The sequence below is a fragment of the Saccharopolyspora rosea genome, from assembly GCF_025643595.1.
Lineage (GTDB): Bacteria > Actinomycetota > Actinomycetes > Mycobacteriales > Pseudonocardiaceae > Saccharopolyspora > Saccharopolyspora rosea.
This window is the reverse complement of record NZ_CP102826.1, coordinates 4,507,310-4,524,274: the sequence shown is the minus strand read 5'-3', so window position 1 is coordinate 4,524,274 and position 16,965 is coordinate 4,507,310. Positions and strand designations below refer to the sequence as shown.

Annotated in this window: 18 protein-coding genes; 15 read left to right on the top strand and 3 right to left on the bottom strand. The window is 72.5% G+C overall.

Annotated features, from left to right (window positions below):
- Window positions 1-236: 236 nt before the first annotated feature.
- Genes NV263_RS20875 through NV263_RS20855 form a run of 5 tightly spaced genes read left to right on the top strand, consistent with a single transcriptional unit; the run spans window position 237 to window position 6,604 of the window.
- Window positions 237-4,196: a Pls/PosA family non-ribosomal peptide synthetase gene (locus NV263_RS20875; RefSeq protein WP_263248213.1), complete on the top strand. Its 3,960-nt coding sequence runs from the start codon at window positions 237-239 to the stop codon at window positions 4,194-4,196.
- Window positions 4,197-4,201: 5 nt separating this feature from the next.
- Complete coding sequence (locus NV263_RS20870; RefSeq protein ID WP_263248212.1) at window positions 4,202-4,858, top strand: BPL-N domain-containing protein; 657 nt, start codon at window positions 4,202-4,204, stop codon at window positions 4,856-4,858.
- 1 nt (window position 4,859) lies between these two features.
- Window positions 4,860-5,639, top strand: coding sequence for a BPL-N domain-containing protein (locus NV263_RS20865; RefSeq protein WP_263248209.1), 780 nt, complete (start codon window positions 4,860-4,862; stop codon window positions 5,637-5,639).
- Window positions 5,636-6,391, top strand: coding sequence for a cytochrome c oxidase assembly protein (locus tag NV263_RS20860; protein ID WP_263248208.1), 756 nt, complete (start codon window positions 5,636-5,638; stop codon window positions 6,389-6,391). The genes NV263_RS20865 and NV263_RS20860 overlap by 4 nt, the downstream gene beginning before the upstream one ends.
- 15 nt (window positions 6,392-6,406) lie before the next feature.
- Complete coding sequence (locus NV263_RS20855) at window positions 6,407-6,604, top strand: hypothetical protein (RefSeq protein ID WP_263248207.1); 198 nt, start codon at window positions 6,407-6,409, stop codon at window positions 6,602-6,604.
- A 394-nt stretch (window positions 6,605-6,998) separates the two neighbouring features.
- Here the strand turns inward: NV263_RS20855 and tatA are convergent, their stop codons facing one another.
- A complete protein-coding gene (tatA, locus tag NV263_RS20850; protein ID WP_263248205.1) occupies window positions 6,999-7,268 on the bottom strand; it encodes a Sec-independent protein translocase subunit TatA in 270 nt (89 codons plus the stop codon).
- Window positions 7,269-7,498: 230 nt separating this feature from the next.
- Between tatA and NV263_RS20845 the strand changes: the two genes are divergently transcribed.
- From NV263_RS20845 to NV263_RS20815, 7 genes are all read left to right on the top strand, one after another.
- A complete protein-coding gene (locus NV263_RS20845) occupies window positions 7,499-8,812 on the top strand; it encodes an MFS transporter (protein ID WP_263248204.1) in 1,314 nt (437 codons plus the stop codon).
- Between the two features lie 241 nt (window positions 8,813-9,053).
- Entirely contained in the window at window positions 9,054-10,463 is a 1,410-nt protein-coding gene (locus NV263_RS20840; protein ID WP_263248203.1) for an LCP family protein, read from the top strand.
- A gap of 116 nt (window positions 10,464-10,579) precedes the next feature.
- Window positions 10,580-11,692: an LCP family protein gene (locus NV263_RS20835; protein WP_263248202.1), complete on the top strand. Its 1,113-nt coding sequence runs from the start codon at window positions 10,580-10,582 to the stop codon at window positions 11,690-11,692.
- A gap of 127 nt (window positions 11,693-11,819) precedes the next feature.
- A complete protein-coding gene (locus NV263_RS20830; protein ID WP_263248201.1) occupies window positions 11,820-12,191 on the top strand; it encodes a hypothetical protein in 372 nt (123 codons plus the stop codon).
- Between the two features lie 105 nt (window positions 12,192-12,296).
- A complete protein-coding gene (locus NV263_RS20825) occupies window positions 12,297-13,070 on the top strand; it encodes an IclR family transcriptional regulator (protein WP_263248200.1) in 774 nt (257 codons plus the stop codon).
- A gap of 122 nt (window positions 13,071-13,192) precedes the next feature.
- Entirely contained in the window at window positions 13,193-13,387 is a 195-nt protein-coding gene (locus NV263_RS20820) for a hypothetical protein (RefSeq protein ID WP_263248199.1), read from the top strand.
- Between the two features lie 816 nt (window positions 13,388-14,203).
- Window positions 14,204-14,836: an SLC5/6 family protein gene (locus NV263_RS20815; RefSeq protein WP_263248198.1), complete on the top strand. Its 633-nt coding sequence runs from the start codon at window positions 14,204-14,206 to the stop codon at window positions 14,834-14,836.
- 65 nt (window positions 14,837-14,901) lie between these two features.
- On the opposite strand, the gene NV263_RS20810 is transcribed toward NV263_RS20815, so the two are convergent.
- Together NV263_RS20810 and NV263_RS20805 are read right to left on the bottom strand one after the other, a co-directional pair.
- Window positions 14,902-15,102, bottom strand: coding sequence for a DUF397 domain-containing protein (locus NV263_RS20810; RefSeq protein ID WP_263248197.1), 201 nt, complete (start codon window positions 15,100-15,102; stop codon window positions 14,902-14,904).
- On the bottom strand, window positions 15,102-15,956 hold the full coding sequence (locus NV263_RS20805; RefSeq protein WP_263248195.1) for a helix-turn-helix domain-containing protein: 855 nt from the start codon (window positions 15,954-15,956) through the stop codon (window positions 15,102-15,104). The genes NV263_RS20810 and NV263_RS20805 overlap by 1 nt, the downstream gene beginning before the upstream one ends.
- A gap of 133 nt (window positions 15,957-16,089) precedes the next feature.
- Between NV263_RS20805 and NV263_RS20800 the strand changes: the two genes are divergently transcribed.
- From NV263_RS20800 to NV263_RS20790, 3 genes are read left to right on the top strand one after another with little or no spacing between them, the layout of a single operon-like run.
- Entirely contained in the window at window positions 16,090-16,305 is a 216-nt protein-coding gene (locus NV263_RS20800) for a zinc finger protein (protein WP_263248193.1), read from the top strand.
- Window positions 16,302-16,496 carry a hypothetical protein gene (locus NV263_RS20795; RefSeq protein ID WP_263248191.1) on the top strand — a complete coding sequence of 65 codons (195 nt, stop codon included), beginning with the start codon at window positions 16,302-16,304 and terminating at the stop codon, window positions 16,494-16,496. The genes NV263_RS20800 and NV263_RS20795 overlap by 4 nt, the downstream gene beginning before the upstream one ends.
- Window positions 16,497-16,500: 4 nt before the next feature.
- Complete coding sequence (locus NV263_RS20790; RefSeq protein ID WP_263248188.1) at window positions 16,501-16,797, top strand: hypothetical protein; 297 nt, start codon at window positions 16,501-16,503, stop codon at window positions 16,795-16,797.
- Window positions 16,798-16,965: the final 168 nt, after the last annotated feature.

The following is a 16,965-nucleotide window of genomic DNA, read 5'->3' as shown; positions in this document are numbered from 1 at the left end:
TCGAACTTTCTGCCCCTGCGGTCGCATAGGTGTTCAGCTGGAACAACACTTTTTCTTGACGAAATCTTTGCCAATGGCCGGGGATTGATTTCCCATTATTTTCAGATTGGCTCGCGCGGGTGGGGGTGAAATGCTCTGGAGTGGGCGGGGTGGCAGACTGGCGATGCCGCCCGAATGCGACTGGGCGGAATTGCGTGCCTGAATTCTCCGGTTCCCCGTGCCGAAGGACAGAATCGATGAACGAATTTCGGGTATCGGGTGTGGTGACCGCCCACCCCTCCCGGCGTCCGCAGCCCCGGGTCCGCGGCCACGAGCCGCGCACGCCCGCCCCGACCGCGCTGCACCACGTCTTCGAGGCGACGTGCGACGTCATGCCCACCGCCATCGCGGTCGAGTGCGGCGACCGGCGGCTGACCTACCGAGAACTCGACGAGCGGGCCAACGCGCTGGCGCACCACCTGCGCTCCCGCGGCGTCGGAGTCGGAGCGCGCGTCGGCATCATGCTGCGGCGCTCCGTCCGCGCCTACGTCGCGCTGCTGGCGGTGCTCAAGACCGGTGCGGCGTACGTGCCGATCGACCCCGCCGCGCCGCCGGACCGCATCGAGTTCATCGCCGCTGACGCCGAACTGGCGCTGCTGCTGGTCGACGCCCCGCAGGAGCTCGGCGAGCAGCCGTGCCCGGTCGTCGACGTCGAGCGCGCCGAGCGGGCCGCCGGAGGCGGGACCGCCGAACGCCCCCGGGCGACCGCGTCCGGGGACCCCGCCTGCTACGTGATCTACACCTCGGGTTCCACCGGGCGCCCCAAGGGCGTCGAGGTGGCCCAGTCGAGCATCTGCAACTTCGTCGAGGTCGCCACCCACGTCTACGGCGTGCGCTCCGACGACCGCGTCTACCAGGGCATGACGCTGGCGTTCGACTTCTCCATCGAGGAGATCTGGCCCGCCTGGGCGGTCGGCGCCACGGTCGTGGCCGGGCCCGACGGCGAGGCCCGCGTCGGACCGGGGCTGGCCGAGTTCCTGCGCAGCAGCGGCGTCACGGTCCTGTGCTGCGTGCCCACCGTCCTGGCGACCGTCGAGGACGACCTGCCCGCGCTGCGCACGCTCCTCGTCGGGGGCGAGGCGTGCCCGGCCGAACTGGTCGAGCGGTGGAGCCGTCCCGGCCGCCGCATGCTCAACACCTACGGCCCCACCGAGACGACCGTGACCGCCACCTGGGCGGAACTGCGCCCCGGCCGCCCGGTGACCATCGGCACCCCGATGCCCACCTACCGGGTCGAGATCCGCGACGACGCGGACCGCCTCGTCCCCGACGGCGAGGTCGGCGAGATCTGCGTGCGCGGCGTCGGCGTCGCGCGCCGCTACCTGAACCGCCCCGAGCTGACCGCGGAGAAGTTCCGCACCGACGCCGAAGGCCGCTACTACCGCACCGGCGACCTGGGGCGGGTCCTGCCGGGCGGGGAAATCGAGTACCTGGGCCGGGCCGACAGCGAGGTGAAGGTCCGCGGCCACCGGGTGGACCTGCAGGAGGTGGAGAGCCTGCTGCTGGAGCACGGTTCGGTCGGCGGGGCGGTGGTGCGCGCGCTGCCCGGCGGGACCGAGCTCGCCGCGTACGTGACCCGGTCCTCGCCCGAGCCGCGCGACGGGGCGTTCGTGGCGGAACTGCACGACGGGATGCGGCGCAGGCTGCCGCCCTACATGGTCCCGGCCTACGTCGAGGTGCTCGACGCGCTGCCCATGCTGCCCAGCGGCAAGGTCGACCGGTCGGCGCTGCCGGACCCGGTGGGCGGCAGGCTCGTCGCCGCCGGTGCCGCGCACGAGCCGCCCGCCACCCCGGTCGAACGCGCCGTCGCCGAGGTCTGGGCCCAGGTGTTGAACCTGGCCGTCGACGAGCTGTCGGTGCACGCGGACTTCTTCACCGACCTCGGCGGGCACTCGCTGCTGGCGACCACGCTCGTCTCCCGGCTGCGCGAGAGCGGCACCGCTCCCGCGCTGTCGGTGGCGGCGCTCTACGCCAACCCGACCGTGCGGCAGCTCACCGAGCACCTCACCGACACCGGCGACCCGGCCGAACCCGCCGCCGACCAGCCGCCGCCGTGCACCCACAGCACCGGTCGGGTCGCGGTGGCCGGTACCGCCCAGCTGGCGGTGGCGTACGTGCTGGCGCTGGTGTTCGCCCTGCCGCTGCTCGGGGTGCTCGCGCTGCGGGGCGGGCGGCTCGACGTGACCGCGATCTGGCAGGGCGCCGCGGCGGTGGCGGTCGGCTTCGTGCTGCTGCGACTGCTGCTGCCGGTGCTGGCCTGCCGCCTGCTGACGGCCCGGCTGCGCCCCGGCCACTACCCGCTGTGGGGCGCGACGTACCTGCGGGTCTGGTCGGCGCAGGCGCTGCTCGGCCTCGCGCCGCTGGGCACGCTGAGCGGATCGCCGCTGCTGGCGCCCTACCTGCGGCTGCTCGGCGCCCGCGTCGGTGCGCGCACCCACCTCGCCGCCGCGAGCGTCGGCATCCCGTCGCTGGTCGAGATCGGCGACGACGCCTCCGTCGGCTACGGCGCGCGGCTGGAGACCACCCACGTCGAGGGCGGCCGGTTGCACGTGGGCCCGGTCGCCGTCGGTGCCGGCGCGTTCGTCGGCGCCAACGCCGTGCTGATGCCCGGGGCCCGGCTCGGCGACGGCGCGCACCTCGACGAGCAGTCCCTGCTGGCCTCCGGGCAGGAGGCCGGCGCGGGCCGCCGCTGGTCGGGCTCGCCCGCGCGCCGCACCGACGAACCGCACCCGGTGCTGTCCCGGATCGGTGCGCGGAGCGCGGCGGGCTGGCCGGTCCGGCTGCTGCTCGGGTTCGCGGTCGCCTGGCTGGGGCTGGAACTGCTGCCGTTCCTCGTCGCGGTCCCGTCGCTGGTGCTGGTCGTGCTGGCCGGGTTCCGCTACGGCCTGCCCGGTGCGCTGGTCGCCGCGGTGGTCAGCGGGCCGCTGTTCGTGCTGACCAGTTGCCTGGTCGTGGCCGTGGGCAAGCGCCTCGTGCTGCACCGGGCCCCGGTCGGGGTGCACCCGGCGCGCACGGCGCTGGGGCTGCGCAAGCACGTCGCGGACCGGCTGCTGGCGTTCAGCCTCGCCGCGACCAACGCGCTGTACGCGACGCTGTACACCCCGCCGTGGCTGCGGGCGCTCGGCGCGCGGATCGGCAGCCGCGCGGAGGTCTCCACCGTCTCGCACCTCGACCCCGACCTGCTGGACCTCGGCGACGAGTGCTTCGTCGCCGACATGGCGAGCCTGGGACCGGCGACCTTCCACCGCGGCCACGTCGTGCTGGGCCGCACCCGGCTGGAGCACCGGTCGTTCGCCGGCAACGCCGCGCTGGCCCGCGCCGGTGCCGACCTGGCGGCGAACTCGCTGGTCGGCGTGCACAGCGTGACCCCGCCGGAGGGCACCACCGAGGGTGGTTCGTGGTTGGGATCGCCGCCGATGTTCCTGCCGCGCCGCGAGCAGAGCGCGAGCTTCGCCGACGAGCTCACCTTCCGCCCCGGCCGGGGCCGGGTGGCCGAGCGGCTGCTCATCGAGTTCTTCCGGATCGCGCTGCCCCCGGCGCTGCTGTCGCTGGCCCTGACCGGCGCGGTGCTGGCGCTGTGGCGGCTGGTGCTCGCCGGGGGCCTGGCCGTGGCCGCGCCGCTGGCCCCCGTGGTCGGCGCCGCCGCGGCACTGGCGGTGGTGCTGACCGTGGTGCTGCTGAAGTGGGTGGTCGTCGGCCGCTACCGGCCCCGCGTGGAACCGCTGTGGAGCCGGTTCGTGCGGCGCACCGAGTTCGTCACCGGCCTGTACGAGAGCGCGGCCGTCCCGGTGCTGCTCGGCGGGCTCGCGGGTACACCGCTGCTGCCGGTGATGCTGCGGTTGTTCGGCGCGCGCATCGGCCGGCGGGTGTGGCTGTCGACCACCTACCTCACCGAGTTCGACCTGGTGCGGCTCGGCGACGACGTGGCGGTCGGCCCGGCCACCTCGCTGCAGACGCACCTGTTCGAGGACCGGGTGATGAAGATGTCGACGGTCACCGTCCGCTCCGGCGCCTCGGTCGGCGGCCGGTCGGTGGTGCTCTACGACGGGGTGGTCGGCCGCGGCGCCGGGCTGGACGCGCTGTCGCTGGTCATGAAGGGCGAGCACCTGGAGCCCGGCACCAGGTGGCGGGGGATCCCGTGCCGGGCGGTCGGGTGAGCGCGGTGGCCGCACCGGTCGCGGTGGTCTACCGCGGGCCCGCCACGTCGCCGGGGTGCGCCGAGGCGGTCGCCGAGCTGCTCGCCGCCTCGGCGTGGCGGTTCCGCGTTCGCCTCGCCGGGGCGGACGAGCTGGCCGCCGGAGCGCTGCGCGACGCCGCGCTCTACGCCCAGCCCGGCGGCGGCGACCTCGCCCCGGCCTACCGCCGGATGCGGCGGCACCGCGCGCGGATCCGCGAGTTCGTCCGCTCCGGCGGCCGGTACCTCGGGTTCTGCCTCGGCGGCTACCTCGCCGGGGCGACCCCGGGGTTCGGGTTGCTGCCCGGGGACACCGACCAGTACATCGCCTCGGCAGGGGCGAGCGTGCCCGACGAGTCCGACACGGTGGTCCGGGTGCGCTGGCGGGACCGGCCGCGCCACGTGTACTTCCAGGACGGGCCGCACTTCTGGTTCGAGCCCGGGGCGGAGCCGACCGTGTTGGCCACCTACGACAACGGGACCGTCGCCGCCGCCGTGGTGCGCTTCGGCGCCGGAGCGGTCGGCGTCTGCGGGCCGCACCCGGAGGCCGACGAGTCCTGGTACGCCGAACACGGTCTGTCCAACCCGGACGGAATCCGCCCGGACCTGGGCCACGACCTGATCGACACGACGATGCGAGCATGACGTGACAAATCCCCGCATTCCTCGCCGGGTCTTCCTGGGCGCAGCCGTCGCCGGGCTCGCCACCGCGTGCGCGCCGCCGCCCGCGCCGCGCCCGGCGCCGCCCGCCGCCCGGCCGAACGCGCTGGTGCACCGCGGGAGCGGCGCGCCGCAGGGCACGGCCGAGGCGGTGGCGGAGCTGCTGTCCGCGCCACCGCTGAACTACCGGGTGGCCTTCACCGGCACCGGCGAGGACGTGCCGCTGGACGCCGAGTCGCTGTCCGGCGCGGTGCTGTACGCCTACCCGGGCGGCGGTGACGTCGGCCCGGCCTGGTGGCGGCTGCGCCGCAGCGCCGGGGCGATCCGCGACTTCGTCCGGGGCGGTGGCTGCTACCTGGGCTTCTGCCTCGGCGCCTACCTCGCGGGCAGCAGCCCGGGGCTCGGGCTGCTGCCCGGCGACACCGACCGCTACGCCGGATCGCCCGGCTCCGAGATCAGCCACACCGCGGGAGCGGTCGTCGACGTCGACTGGCGGCAGCGCGGCAGGCAGGTCTACTTCCAGGACGGCCCGTACTTCAGGCTGGAAGCCGCCGCCCCGGTCTCGGTGCTCGCGCACTACCGCAGCGGCCAACCCGCCGCGGTGGTCGGTTCCCACGGACGGGGCTCCTTCGGGCTGGTCGGCCCGCACCCGGAGGCCACGGACTCCTGGTACACCGACGACGAGCTGCCGGTCCCCGCACCCACCCGGGACCTGGCCGTGGACCTGGTGAACACCGCTCTCGCCGGTCGCGGGCAGGGCGCATGACCCCCGAAGAGATGAGCATGTTCTTCCCGACACCTCCCGTCCCCGCTCCCGAACTCACCCTGGAGCGGGTGTTCACGTCCTGGACGCCGGACCCGGCCGCGCTGGTGGTCGTGGTGGTGCTCGGCGCGGCCTACTGGTGGGGCGTGCGCGCGCTGCGCGCCGCCGGAGCGCACTGGCCCGCGGCGCGCGCGGCGGCGTTCGCGGGCGCGCTGGCCACGGTCCTGCTGGTCACCACGTCGTTCCTCGGCGTCTACTCGGACACCCTGTTCTGGGTGCGGGCGGTGCAGAACACCGTGCTGCTGATGGTCACCCCGCTGCTGCTGGCGCTCGGCGCGCCGCTGACGCTGCTGGTGCGCGCCGTCCCGCGCCGGATCGCCGACCGCGTCGAGGCGGCGAGCCGCTCGGATGCGGCCAAGCTGCTGACGTTCCCGGGCGTGGTGACCGCGCTGCTGGTCGGCGTGCCGTTCGCGCTGTACCTGACGCCGTTGTACGAGCTGACGCTGCGGTCGTCGGTGGTGGACGCGCTGATGCACGGGATGCTGGTGTTCGCCGGGTTCGTCTACTTCTGGACGCGGCTGCGGGTGGACCGGACGCCGCGCGACGACATGCACGTCGTGTCGTTCGGGATCTCGCTGGCCGAAGTCATCTTCGACGGCGCGCTGGGCCTGGTGCTGTGGCTGGGCCCGCTGCGGGCGCCGCACTACTACGAGGCGCTGGCCCGCACCTGGGGCCCGAGCGTGCGCACCGACTAGATCATCGCCGCCGGGGTGGTGTGGATCGGCGGGGACGTGGCCGGCCTGCCGTTCCTCGGTGCGCTCCTGCGGCAGTGGAAGCGCGACGACGAGCACGAGGCGGCCGAGGTCGACCGGCAGCTCGACGAGGACGCGCACGAGGACGGCACGGACGGCGGTCTGTGGTGGGAGCACGACCCGGTGCTGGCGGAACGCTTTCGGCGCCGCGGCTGAGCACCCGTCTTCGAACTCGTCGTGGGTGGCGGAACCTTCAGAGCCTGCCGTCGAACTCGATTTGCGTGGCGGTGCCGGTGGCGGAACCTCAGCGGCCCGCCCGTCACCCGACCACCGCCCCCCACGGAGGCGCTGACGCGCCACAGCCACACCGGCTCCGGGAGCCCCGACTCATGTATGCCCAATACACAGCGTCGGGGCTGTCCTCGCGAGACGACCGCTGAGAACCCGCGGCGGTGCGGGCTGCGAGACCGCTCACCGAAAGAGAAAGCGGCTGTCGCCGCTTGCCACACCCCTTCCGGGAGCAGGTTCAAAGACACGCACCTCAGGCGGTGTCGGCTGCGAGACCACTCGCGGAACGAGAAAGCGGCTGCCGCCGCTCGGGACGCACTCGCTAGCTGCTGTGCTGGTCCTTCTGCCGGTTCTGCTCGGTCGTCGGTGCGGACTGCTGCTCGCCGGAGGACAGCTGCTGCGGCGCGTCGCTCCCGCTCTGCTTGTCCCGCTGGGCGTGGTCGTCGTCGTCCTTCAGCCCGCGCGCCTCGGCGCGCAGGATGCGGGCGGACTGGCCCAGCGAACGTGCCATCTGCGGCAGCTTCGTCGCGCCGAAGAGCAGCACGAGCGCGACGATCACGATCAGCCAGTGGGTGGGGCTCAGACTTCCCATCGTGGGCTCTCCGTGTGGTCGAGGAGGCAGGCGATGCCATCCCGGGCGTCGGTGCGGTCTGCTGCCGATCGTAGCCCCTCCGGGGAGGGGGAGAACCGGACACCGGGGTTCCGATGTGTCCGGATCGACCTGGCCTGGACCCGGCACCACCCGCTACGTGTCCGCGCGAGCACCCACCGTAGTGCTGCGAGGTAGGCTGCGACGATCGCGAAGTGGGTGCGAGGGGGGAGATGACCGCGACGACGTCGGCGGACCGGGAGCTGCGCCGCCAGCGGTTCGGCTGGTACGCGTACGGCTGGGCCAGCCACACCTTCCAGACCACGGTGGTCACCGTGTTCATGAGCCGCTACCTGCCCGCGGTGGCCGAGAACGTGGTGGGGCGCGACGGCAGGCTCTCCGTGCTCGGCGTCCCGATCGCACCGGGGTCGCTGTTCACCTACACCGTCTCGCTGTGCAGCGCGGTGCTGGTGGTGCTGATGCCGCTGGTCGGCGCCGTCGCCGACCGCACCGGGCGCAAACGCGCCCTGCTGCTGGGCTTCGGCTACCTCGGGGCGTTCAGCTGCGCGGCGATGTTCTTCGTCGGACCGCGCGACTGGCAGCTCGGCGCCCTGCTGTTCGTGCTCGCCTACCTCAGCTACAGCAGCGCGTTCATCGTCTACAACTCGCTGCTGCCCGACCTCGCCGAGGCGGCGGTGCGCGACCGGGTCTCGGCGGTGGGCTGGGCGGCCGGGTACGTCGGCGGCGGGGTGCTGCTGGCGCTGAACTTCGCCGCGTCGTTCGCGATCGCCGACTCCGCGCTGCTGGCCAGGCTGTCGTTGTGCAGCGCCGGGGTGTGGTGGGCGCTGTTCGCCCTGGTGCCGCTGCGGCTGCTGCGGGACCGGTCGCCGGGCACGGCCGCCGACGGGCGCGTGCTCACCGCCGGGTTCCGGCAGCTCGGCGAGACGCTGCGCAGCCTGGCGAGGTATCCGCAGACGCTGCTGTTCCTGGCGGCGTTCCTGGTCTACAACGACGGGATCGTCACGGTCACCACGGTCTCGGCCGAGTACGGGCAGGCCGAGCTGCGACTGGGCGAGTCCACGCTGCTCGGTGCGCTGCTGTTCGTCCAGTTCGCCGCGTTCGGCGGGGCGCTGCTGCTCGGCGAGCTGGCCGAGCGCTGGGGCGCCAAGCGCGTCGTGGAGGCCAGTCTGGTGGTCTGGACCGGGGTGGTGGTCGCCGCGTTCTGGCTGACCGCGGGCAGCGTCCTGCAGTTCTACCTGCTCGCGCTGGTGATCGCGCTGGTGCTGGGCGGCAGCCAGGCGCTGTCGCGGTCGTTGTTCTCCCGCATGATCCCGACGGGCAGGGAGGCCGAGTACTTCGGGCTCTACGAGATCTCCAGTTCGGCGACCAGCACGTTCGGTCCGCTGTTGTTCGGCCTGGCCTACCAGAACACCGGCAGCTACCGGACGGCGTTGGTGTCGCTGGTGGTGTTCTTCGTGGTCGGTCTCGTCCTGCTCGCGCGGGTCGATGTCGACCGGGCGGTTCGCGCCGCATCGCGCCCGGCGTGACGATGATCCGTTTTTCCGCGTGGAACTCGCGCGTTCGCGAGTGGTGATTCCCATCGGGTGTGAAAACCCGGCCGAAGTGTCGTCTACCCTTTCCCCGGCGGCCGTCCTCCACGGCTCGCCGGAATTCCGGTTTCGCCGGAATTGGCGGTTGGTCGCGAAAATAGTCATGCGAACGGGAAAAACCGTGGAAAAGCGTTCTTCATCGGTCGGTGGGAGTCGGATCGCGCGCACCGCGCTCGCGATGGCCTCGGCTGTCGTGCTGTGCCTGGTCGGCGCGGGGTGGGCGACCTACCGCAACGCGTTGAACACCTCGAACGCGCTGGACGGCGGGGAGCACTCCACGGGCGGCGCGATGAACATCCTGCTGATCGGCCTGGACAGCCGCAAGGACCAGGACGGTCGGCAGCTGCCGCCGCAGATCCTGGACAAACTGCACGCCGGGGACGGCGAGGAGGGCGGGTACAACACCAACACGCTCATCCTCATCCACATCCCCGCGGGCGGCGGTCCGGCCACGGCGTTCTCGATCCCGCGCGACGACCTGGTGTCCATCCCGGGCGAACACCCCGCCAAGATCAAGAAGGCGTACGGGTACGCCAAGGCCAAGGCGGAGAACGCGCTGCGCGCCCAGGGCGTGACCGACCAGCACCAGCTGGAGATGCAGAGCCGCGACGCGGGCCGCCGGGCGACGCTGGACGTGGTCCGCGGCCTGACGGGAGTGCCCATCGACCACTTCGCGGAGGTCAACCTCGCCGGGTTCTACGACATCGCCCAGGCCCTGCACGGCGTCGACGTCTGCCTGAACCACCCGGTGCACGACGACTACTCGGGCGCGGACTTCCCGGCGGGCAGGCAGACGCTCGACGCCGCCCAGTCGCTGGCGTTCGTGCGGCAGCGCCACGGCCTGCCCAACGGCGACCTGGACCGCACCCACCGCCAGCAGGCGTTCCTGTCGTCGGTGGCGGCGAAGCTGCGCAGCGCGGGCACCTTCACCGACCCGTCGAAGCTCCAGGCGCTGTACGGGGCGGTGCAGCAGGACGTCGTGATCGACTCCGGCTGGGACGTGCTCGGGTTCGCCGGTGAGGCGCAGAACCTCTCCGGTGGCAACCTGCGGTTCCAGACGTTGCCGATCAAGGGCTACCGCACCGTGGACGGCGAGGACGTCAACAACATCGACCCGCAGCAGATCCGGACCATCGTCCGCACCGCCTTCGGCTACCCGGCCCCGCCGCCGGCACCGCCGACGCCCGCCGCCGGTGCCACCGTCGACGTGCTCAACGCCAGCTCGGCCACCGGCCTGGCCTCCCGGGTCGCCGGAACGCTGGAGGGCCACGGCTTCTCCCGCGGCCAGATCGCCAACACCGCCTCGCGCAGCCGTTCGGCCGTCCAGTACCACCCGGGCGAGCAGAGCGCGGCCGAGCAGGTCGCCCAGCTGCTCGGCGGTCTGCCGACCAGCGCGGACAGCTCCGTTCCGGCGGGCCACGTCCGCGTGGTCCTCGGCTCGACCTTCAAGACGTCCGACCTGCCCGCGAGCACGACGCCGCAGTCGGCCGGTGCTGCGGGGCCGAGCGCACCCGCCGCCGCGCCCCCTGCCGCACCGCCCATCGCGCCGCCCGCTCCGGGCGACGGGGACGTGCCCTGCGTCGACTGAGGCGCCCCGCGGACCGCCGGATCCCCTGGCACGACTGCTGATCGCGCCGCGCCCTGCTGCAACCTGGCCGTGGCGGTGGTGTCCTGGGCGAGGTGCGTTCGTTCGGGGGAGGCGGGATGTGGCGGATCCTGCGTCGGGGCGTCCTCGTGCTCGTCGTGGTGGTCGTGATCGTGCTGGTCGTCGTCGGGGTGTTCGTCCACCGCAAGCTGGACGAGGTGTCCTCGGCCATGGCGACCTCGCGGGCGTTGGACGGTGCGCCGCGGTCCACCGGCGGCGGCACGAACGTCCTGCTGATGGGGTTGGACACGCGCAAGGACCGCAACGGTCGGCAGCTGCCGCCGCAGATCCTGGACAAGCTGCACGCCGGGGACGGCGACGAGGGCGGGTACAACACCAACACGCTGATCCTGGTGCACGTCCCCGCCGACGGCGGACCGGTGCGCGGGTTCTCCATCCCGCGCGACGACGCGGTGCCGGTGCCCGGCCAGGGCGTGCGCAAGATCAAGGAGGCGTACGGGCTGGCCAAGGCCGACGCCGAGACGGAGCTGGCGCGGCAGGGCGTCACCGACCGCGCCGTGCTGGAGTCGCACGGCCGGGAGGCGGGCCGCCGGGCGACGCTGGAGGTCGTCCGCTCGCTGACCGGGGTTCCCGTCGACCACTTCGCCGAGGTCAGCCTGGCCGGGTTCTACGACATCGCCGAGACGCTGGGCGGGGTCCGGGTGTGCCTGAACCACCCGGTGCACGACGAGGAGTATTCGGGTGCGGTGTTCCCGGCGGGGCCGCAGACCCTCGACGGCGCCCAGTCGCTGGCGTTCGTGCGGCAGCGCCACGGCCTGCCCAACGGCGACCTGGACCGGACCCGGCGCCAGCAGGCGTTCCTGGCCTCCGCCGCGCGCGAGATCCGCGACCCGCGGACGTTGCTCGACCTCACCAGGGTGCGCAACCTCGCCGACGCGGCCGAGCGGGACGTGGTGCTCGACGCCGGTTGGGACGGGCTCGCCCTGGGCGACCAGCTGCGCCGGATGACCGCCGAGGGCACCCGGTTCGACACGTTGCCGATCGAGGGCTACGCCACGCTCGACGGCCAGGACGTCAACGTCGTCGACCCGCAGCGCATCCGCGCCCTGGTGCGCACGGCGTTCGCCGGCGGGGCGACCCCGGGCGGTGCCGTCCCGGTGCACCCGCAGAGCGCGGCACCGGGCCCGCCCGCCGAGGACTGCGTCGACTGAAACCCGGCCGGGTGAATTCCGGGCTGTTTCGCATCATCATGTGAAACCCGGAGCCTTCCCGCGCTTGCGCGCCGGTGGCAATCTCGGTCGGGTCTTTCGACCGACGTGGACGTGGAGGAGGCGGTGGATGATCCGGGTGGGAGAGGCGGCCCGGCGGTACCCGGAGATGCTCGGCCTGTCCGAACTGGTCCGATCAGGATGGCGGTTCCACGGGTTCCAGGACTCCCGGGGCGAACCGGAGGGCATCATCGGCACCTATCACTGGATCGGGTACACCGACGTGCTCTGGATCGCCGATCGCGACGTGGCGCTCGCGATCCGGTTGCTCGCCGCCGCGACCGGAACCACCGAGGACGTGGTGTGGGAGCACCGCGGTCCGCTGGCCGAGGTCCTCGTCGCGCTGCGCGCGCTGCCGTCGCCGGGGGACAGCGGCGCGCCGTCGCGGGTCATCCGGCGCGGCATCGAACCGCCGCCGGGCGGTTTCGTCGCGGAATCGTGACGGCCGGTTCACCCGAACCCGGTGGGACCGCTGCATTCTGATCCTGCCACCGTGGTCGCGGACTCCCGCACGACAAACAGCGCCACACCGGCGTGCGAGGCATTGATGACGGACAGGAATTCGGGACCGACGCTGATCTCCTCGGTGCAGCGCGCGTTCCGCATCCTCGACGAGGTCAGCCGCCACCCCGGCGGGATCCTCGCCAAGGCGATCGCGCACCGCACCGGCGTTCCGCTGCCGACGACGTACCACCTGCTGCGCACCCTCGTCCACGAGGGCTACCTGGTCCGCGAGGACGACGGGGCGTTCGTGCTCGGTGCGCGCGTCGCCGGACTCGGCGCGGCCGGGCGGCGGCACGCCGCGCGGGCCGGGGCGCGGCAGGTCATGGCGGCGTTGCGGGACCGGTACCGGGTCGCCACCTACCTGTCCCGGTACCGGGACGGCGAGATCGAACTCGTCGAGGTCGTCGACAGCACCCGGTCGCCCCGGGTGGACATGTGGGTGGACTTCCGCGACGCCGGGCACGCCACGGCCCTGGGCAAGTGCTTGCTCGGCGAGCTGGACGCGCGGACCCGGGCCGACCACTTCACCCGGCACCCGCCCGCCGACCTCACCCCGCGCACCACGACCTGCCTGCGCGACCTGGTCCACCGGGAGCAGGGACGGGTGGCGGTGGACTACGAGGAGTACCGGACGGGCGTGTGCTGCCTGGCGGTGCCGGTGCGGTGCGGGCGGCACCCGACCGCGTTGGGGCTGTCCGTCCCGCCCGGCAGGCTGGGCGAAATGCGCGACGTCACCGCGGTCCTGGCGGCCGCGGCCGAGCGGATCGCGGTGGGGCTGTCCGCGGCGGATCCGCATCTGTCCTCAGTGGACGACTGATTCGGTTCCGCGGCCGCGGTCCGGCGCATTGGACTCTTGACGAACCCATTCCTCGCGGTACAGAGTGGCGTGCCAACTGACCCGGTGATCAGTCGGGCCCCGGCGCGAGGAGGATGATCGGGTTGCGCGGACACGTCGTTCCCGCGGTCGTGCTGGGGGTTCCGCTCGTCGCGATGCTGGCGACGCAGTGGCTCCCGTTCGTCAACGGTCCGCACGTGTGGTTCGGGCTGCCGTCGATGTTCGTCTGGACCGCCGTGTGGAGCACGCTCGTGACCCCGGCGCTGGCCCTGGTGGAACGCCGCCGGGAGCGGCGATGACCACCGCCCTGGTCATCGCGGTCGCCGGGGTGCTGTTCACCGGACTGCTCGGGTTCCTCGGCAGCCGGGGCCGGGTCCGCGACCTGGAGAACTGGTCGGTCGGCGGGCGGAACCTGGGTGCCGCGGCGATGTGGTTCCTGCAGGCCGGGGAGACGTTCACGACCTTCACCTTCCTGGGCACCACCGGGTTGACGTTCGTGGCGGTGGGAGCGGCCAGCTACGCCATCCCCTACATCTGCATCGCGGTGATCGGCGGCTACTTCCTCGGCCCCCGGGTGTGGGAGCTGGGCCGCAGCCGCGGTTACCTCACCCAGGCCGACTTCCTGTCCGACCGCTTCGGCAGCAGACCGCTTGGCGTGGTGGCCGCGCTCGTCGCGATCCTCTCGCTGCTGCCGTACCTCCAGCTCCAGATGACCGGACTCGGCCTGATCGTGCAGCTGCTCACCGGGAGCTCGGCGGGGCGGATCGGCAGCATGGTGCTGGCGTTCGTGGTGACCGTGCTGTTCGTGCTGCGGTCCGGAGTGCGCGGCGTGGTCACGGCGGCCTACTTCAAGGACGTGATCATGGTCGTGGTGCTGGCGGTGATCATGGTCGCGGTCCCGCTGCACTTCCACCTGTCCTACGCCGACGCCACGCACGCCATCGCGGCCCGGAACCCGGCGACGCTCGCGGTGCCGTTCGGCGAGCACACGCACGCCTGGTACTTCTCCAGCATGCTGATCAGCAGCATCGGCGTGCTGTTCCTGACCTTCCCGCACCAGTGGCCGGGACTGCTGGCCGCCCGCGACGCCCGGGCGCTGGCGCAACTACGTCTTCATGCCGGTCTACAACCTGCTCGCGGCGATCCCCATGGTCATCGCGCTGATCGGCGTCGTCGTCCTGGACCGGACCTCCGACGGCGACTCGGTGCTGCTCACCCTCGCGGCGCGGGCGCTGCCGGAATGGCTGGTCGGGTTCGTGCTCGTCGCGGCCGCCGCCACCGCCATGGTCCCGGCCGCGGTGCTGACGCTGGCCATGTCGACCCTGGTGGCCAACAACGTGGTCCGCGCCCGCGGCGAGCGCACCCGGCTGCGCGTCAACCACGCCACGGCGGTGGTCGTCACCGCCCTGTCGCTGCTGTTCGGCATCCTGCGCCCGGACCTGCTGGCCAACCTGCTGCTGCTGACCTTCAGCGGGCTGACCCAGCTCGCCCCGGCGATCGGCCTCGCGCTGCCCGCCCGCCGCTTCGTCGGCGCACCCGCGATCACCACCGGCCTCGTCCTGGGCATCGCCACGGTCGTGGCCACCACGGCGGCCGACGTCACGATCGACCACGTGGACAACGGAGTCCTCGGCCTGGCCGTCAACCTCGTCGCGGTCGCGGCGGTCGAGGCGACCACCCGCCTGCTCCGCCGCGACCCGGCGCGGCAGCCCGCCGCCGACGCCGCGCCCACCGGAACCGCCCGCTAGGGCGCGAGAACCCGAACGGACCGTTCGCTCGTCGGGGGGCGAACGGTCCGTTCCTCCCCCGGAGGTCAGCGTTCGAAGCGGCCCTGCCTGATCGCGTCGAGGAACGCCTGCCACTGCGGGGCGGTGGTGGTGAAGTACCCGGCGGCGCGGCGCTTGGTGTCCCGCACGGCGGCGCCACCTCCGGGGATTGACCCGACTTCGACGCAGGCGGTCTCCTGCTGCGATCGGCGGGACTTGCGCCAGCGGGTCGGTTCGACTAACGACATCAGTCGCTCTCACTTTCCATCGTTTCCAGGCGTTGCGCGATGACCTTCCGGGACTCCTCGGGCGTCATCGCGACATCGAGAAGGCTATCCACCGCGCCGCTGTAGTCCGCCACGTCTTTGACGTTGCGGAGGAAGGCGGAAGTGCGGAAATGCTCCAGATGCACGATCGGTGCCTGGTCGTCGAACTCGAACAGGATGAACGGTCCCGCGTGCGCCGGGTGCCAGACCGTCGAGCCAGCCTTGATCACCTGGATGGAGACGTTGTCGTGATCGGCCATCTTGACCAGGTGCCTGAGCTGGTCGATCATCACGCCCGTACCACCGATGCGTTCCCACAGCGCAGCTTCCGCTATCAGCGAGACCAACTTCGGCCCGTCCTCGCGATCGAGTACTTCCCTGCGACTCAGGCGAAACGCCAGGCGCGTCTCCAGCCGCTCCGGTGGAACGGTGGCCATCACCGCACGCGCGTAGTCGCGCGTCTGCAACAACCCCGAGAACACCAGGTTGCCGACTTCGGTGATGCGCTTGGCGGTTCGCTCGAACTCGATCAGCGTGGCCAGCTCTTCCCGGATGCCGGGTACTCCGGACGAAAGCCAGTTGGGATCCCGCACGGTGCGGGCGATCTCGATGATGCGGTCACGTTCGGCGCCGGTCACACCGAGCGCGGTCAGCAGGCTGGCGGTGTCCTCAGGAGACGGAGGCTTGGTACCTGACTCGTAGCGCCAGACCGTTGTGTGCCCGACGCCGAGCCTGCGTCCCAGTTCGCGAACACCAAGTCCGGCATCTTCCCGCAGTTGACGCAGTTCAGCGCCCAGCGCGCGGGCTCTCGGGTTGGTCTTCGCGGTTCGGACCATGAACCGATCCTAACGATCAGCGTCTCGATCAAGAACCCTCGGCCAGGTGATTGCCGCAGCTCATCGAGGTCTTCAAACTGGTTCCAAGAACCAGTCGATGGTTCTCGGAACCGTATGAAAGGCGGAGGTGGACATGCCTCACCCATTCCATTGGGTCCCTGCGGAAGGTGCGCGGCACGCGACGTGCGATGTGCGGCCGTGCGGATGTCGGTTCCCGGTGGGGACTCGGGTCACGACGTTGTGCGGGGCTCAGGTCGTCGCCGATGACGGGGACCTCGCGTGGTTGTGGGGCACCTGTCCGGCGTGCAACGCGGTCGCTCGGCGGTTGGCGGGAGTGGATCGCGCGTGAGTTCCGACAACAGGGTGCTCGCGGTGCTCCTGCGGCGGGCCCAGTGGCTGTTGGGAGATCTCGCGTTCCAGGTCGGCAGATCGGGGATCGACGGTGTCGAGACCGAGGACGTGGCCGCCGTGCTCGACGAAATCTCCTCGCTGTTGCGGGAAAAGCGTTCCCTGGCGCACGCGGCAGAAGACCGGAGGTAGCGCTGTGCAGGCATTCGTGGTGGGGCTGGCGTGCTTGGTGTCGATGCTGTTCGGTGCTGGGCTGGCGCTGCTGCTCGGACGTCGGTTCCCGCGCCACGCGGGCGCGGGGGAGGGTGCGACGACCGTGTGGCAACTGCGCCGCCAGGTCGAGGCCGAGCAGGCCCGGCGCACTGGCGGAGGACGGCACCATCTCCGCGAGCCGCCGGACGATGCGTCCACTGAGGACTTCGGGGTCGCGGCGTTGGTCCCGCCGCCCCTGGACGTGCAACAGCGGGTTCTGCAGGGGTTGCGACGTCTCTAGTCGCGGCCCGGTGCCGCTGCCCCCGGCACCGGGCCTGGAGGTGGGAGCGCCCCGCGCCGGCGAACGCGCTCCCGCCGCTGGCGGCCGACCGGTGCGTGCCCCTTCCCGCGCGCCGGTCGGCCGCGTCACGTCGCGCGGAAAACGGTTTGCCCGCCGGTTCGGGGCGGG

What these genes read in the sequence shown, in the direction of transcription:
- NV263_RS20875 (WP_263248213.1), top strand. Translation starts at nt 237, where the DNA reads ATGAACGAATTTCGGGTATCGGGTGTGGTGACCGCCCACCCCTCCCGG.
- NV263_RS20860 (WP_263248208.1), top strand. Translation starts at nt 5,636, where the DNA reads ATGACCCCCGAAGAGATGAGCATGTTCTTCCCGACACCTCCCGTCCCC.
- tatA (WP_263248205.1), bottom strand. Translation starts at nt 7,268, where the DNA reads ATGGGAAGTCTGAGCCCCACCCACTGGCTGATCGTGATCGTCGCGCTC.
- NV263_RS20845 (WP_263248204.1), top strand. Translation starts at nt 7,499, where the DNA reads ATGACCGCGACGACGTCGGCGGACCGGGAGCTGCGCCGCCAGCGGTTC.
- NV263_RS20840 (WP_263248203.1), top strand. Translation starts at nt 9,054, where the DNA reads ATGGCCTCGGCTGTCGTGCTGTGCCTGGTCGGCGCGGGGTGGGCGACC.
- NV263_RS20835 (WP_263248202.1), top strand. Translation starts at nt 10,580, where the DNA reads ATGTGGCGGATCCTGCGTCGGGGCGTCCTCGTGCTCGTCGTGGTGGTC.
- NV263_RS20830 (WP_263248201.1), top strand. Translation starts at nt 11,820, where the DNA reads ATGATCCGGGTGGGAGAGGCGGCCCGGCGGTACCCGGAGATGCTCGGC.
- NV263_RS20825 (WP_263248200.1), top strand. Translation starts at nt 12,297, where the DNA reads ATGACGGACAGGAATTCGGGACCGACGCTGATCTCCTCGGTGCAGCGC.
- NV263_RS20815 (WP_263248198.1), top strand. Translation starts at nt 14,204, where the DNA reads ATGCCGGTCTACAACCTGCTCGCGGCGATCCCCATGGTCATCGCGCTG.
- NV263_RS20810 (WP_263248197.1), bottom strand. Translation starts at nt 15,102, where the DNA reads ATGTCGTTAGTCGAACCGACCCGCTGGCGCAAGTCCCGCCGATCGCAG.
- NV263_RS20805 (WP_263248195.1), bottom strand. Translation starts at nt 15,956, where the DNA reads ATGGTCCGAACCGCGAAGACCAACCCGAGAGCCCGCGCGCTGGGCGCT.
- NV263_RS20800 (WP_263248193.1), top strand. Translation starts at nt 16,090, where the DNA reads ATGCCTCACCCATTCCATTGGGTCCCTGCGGAAGGTGCGCGGCACGCG.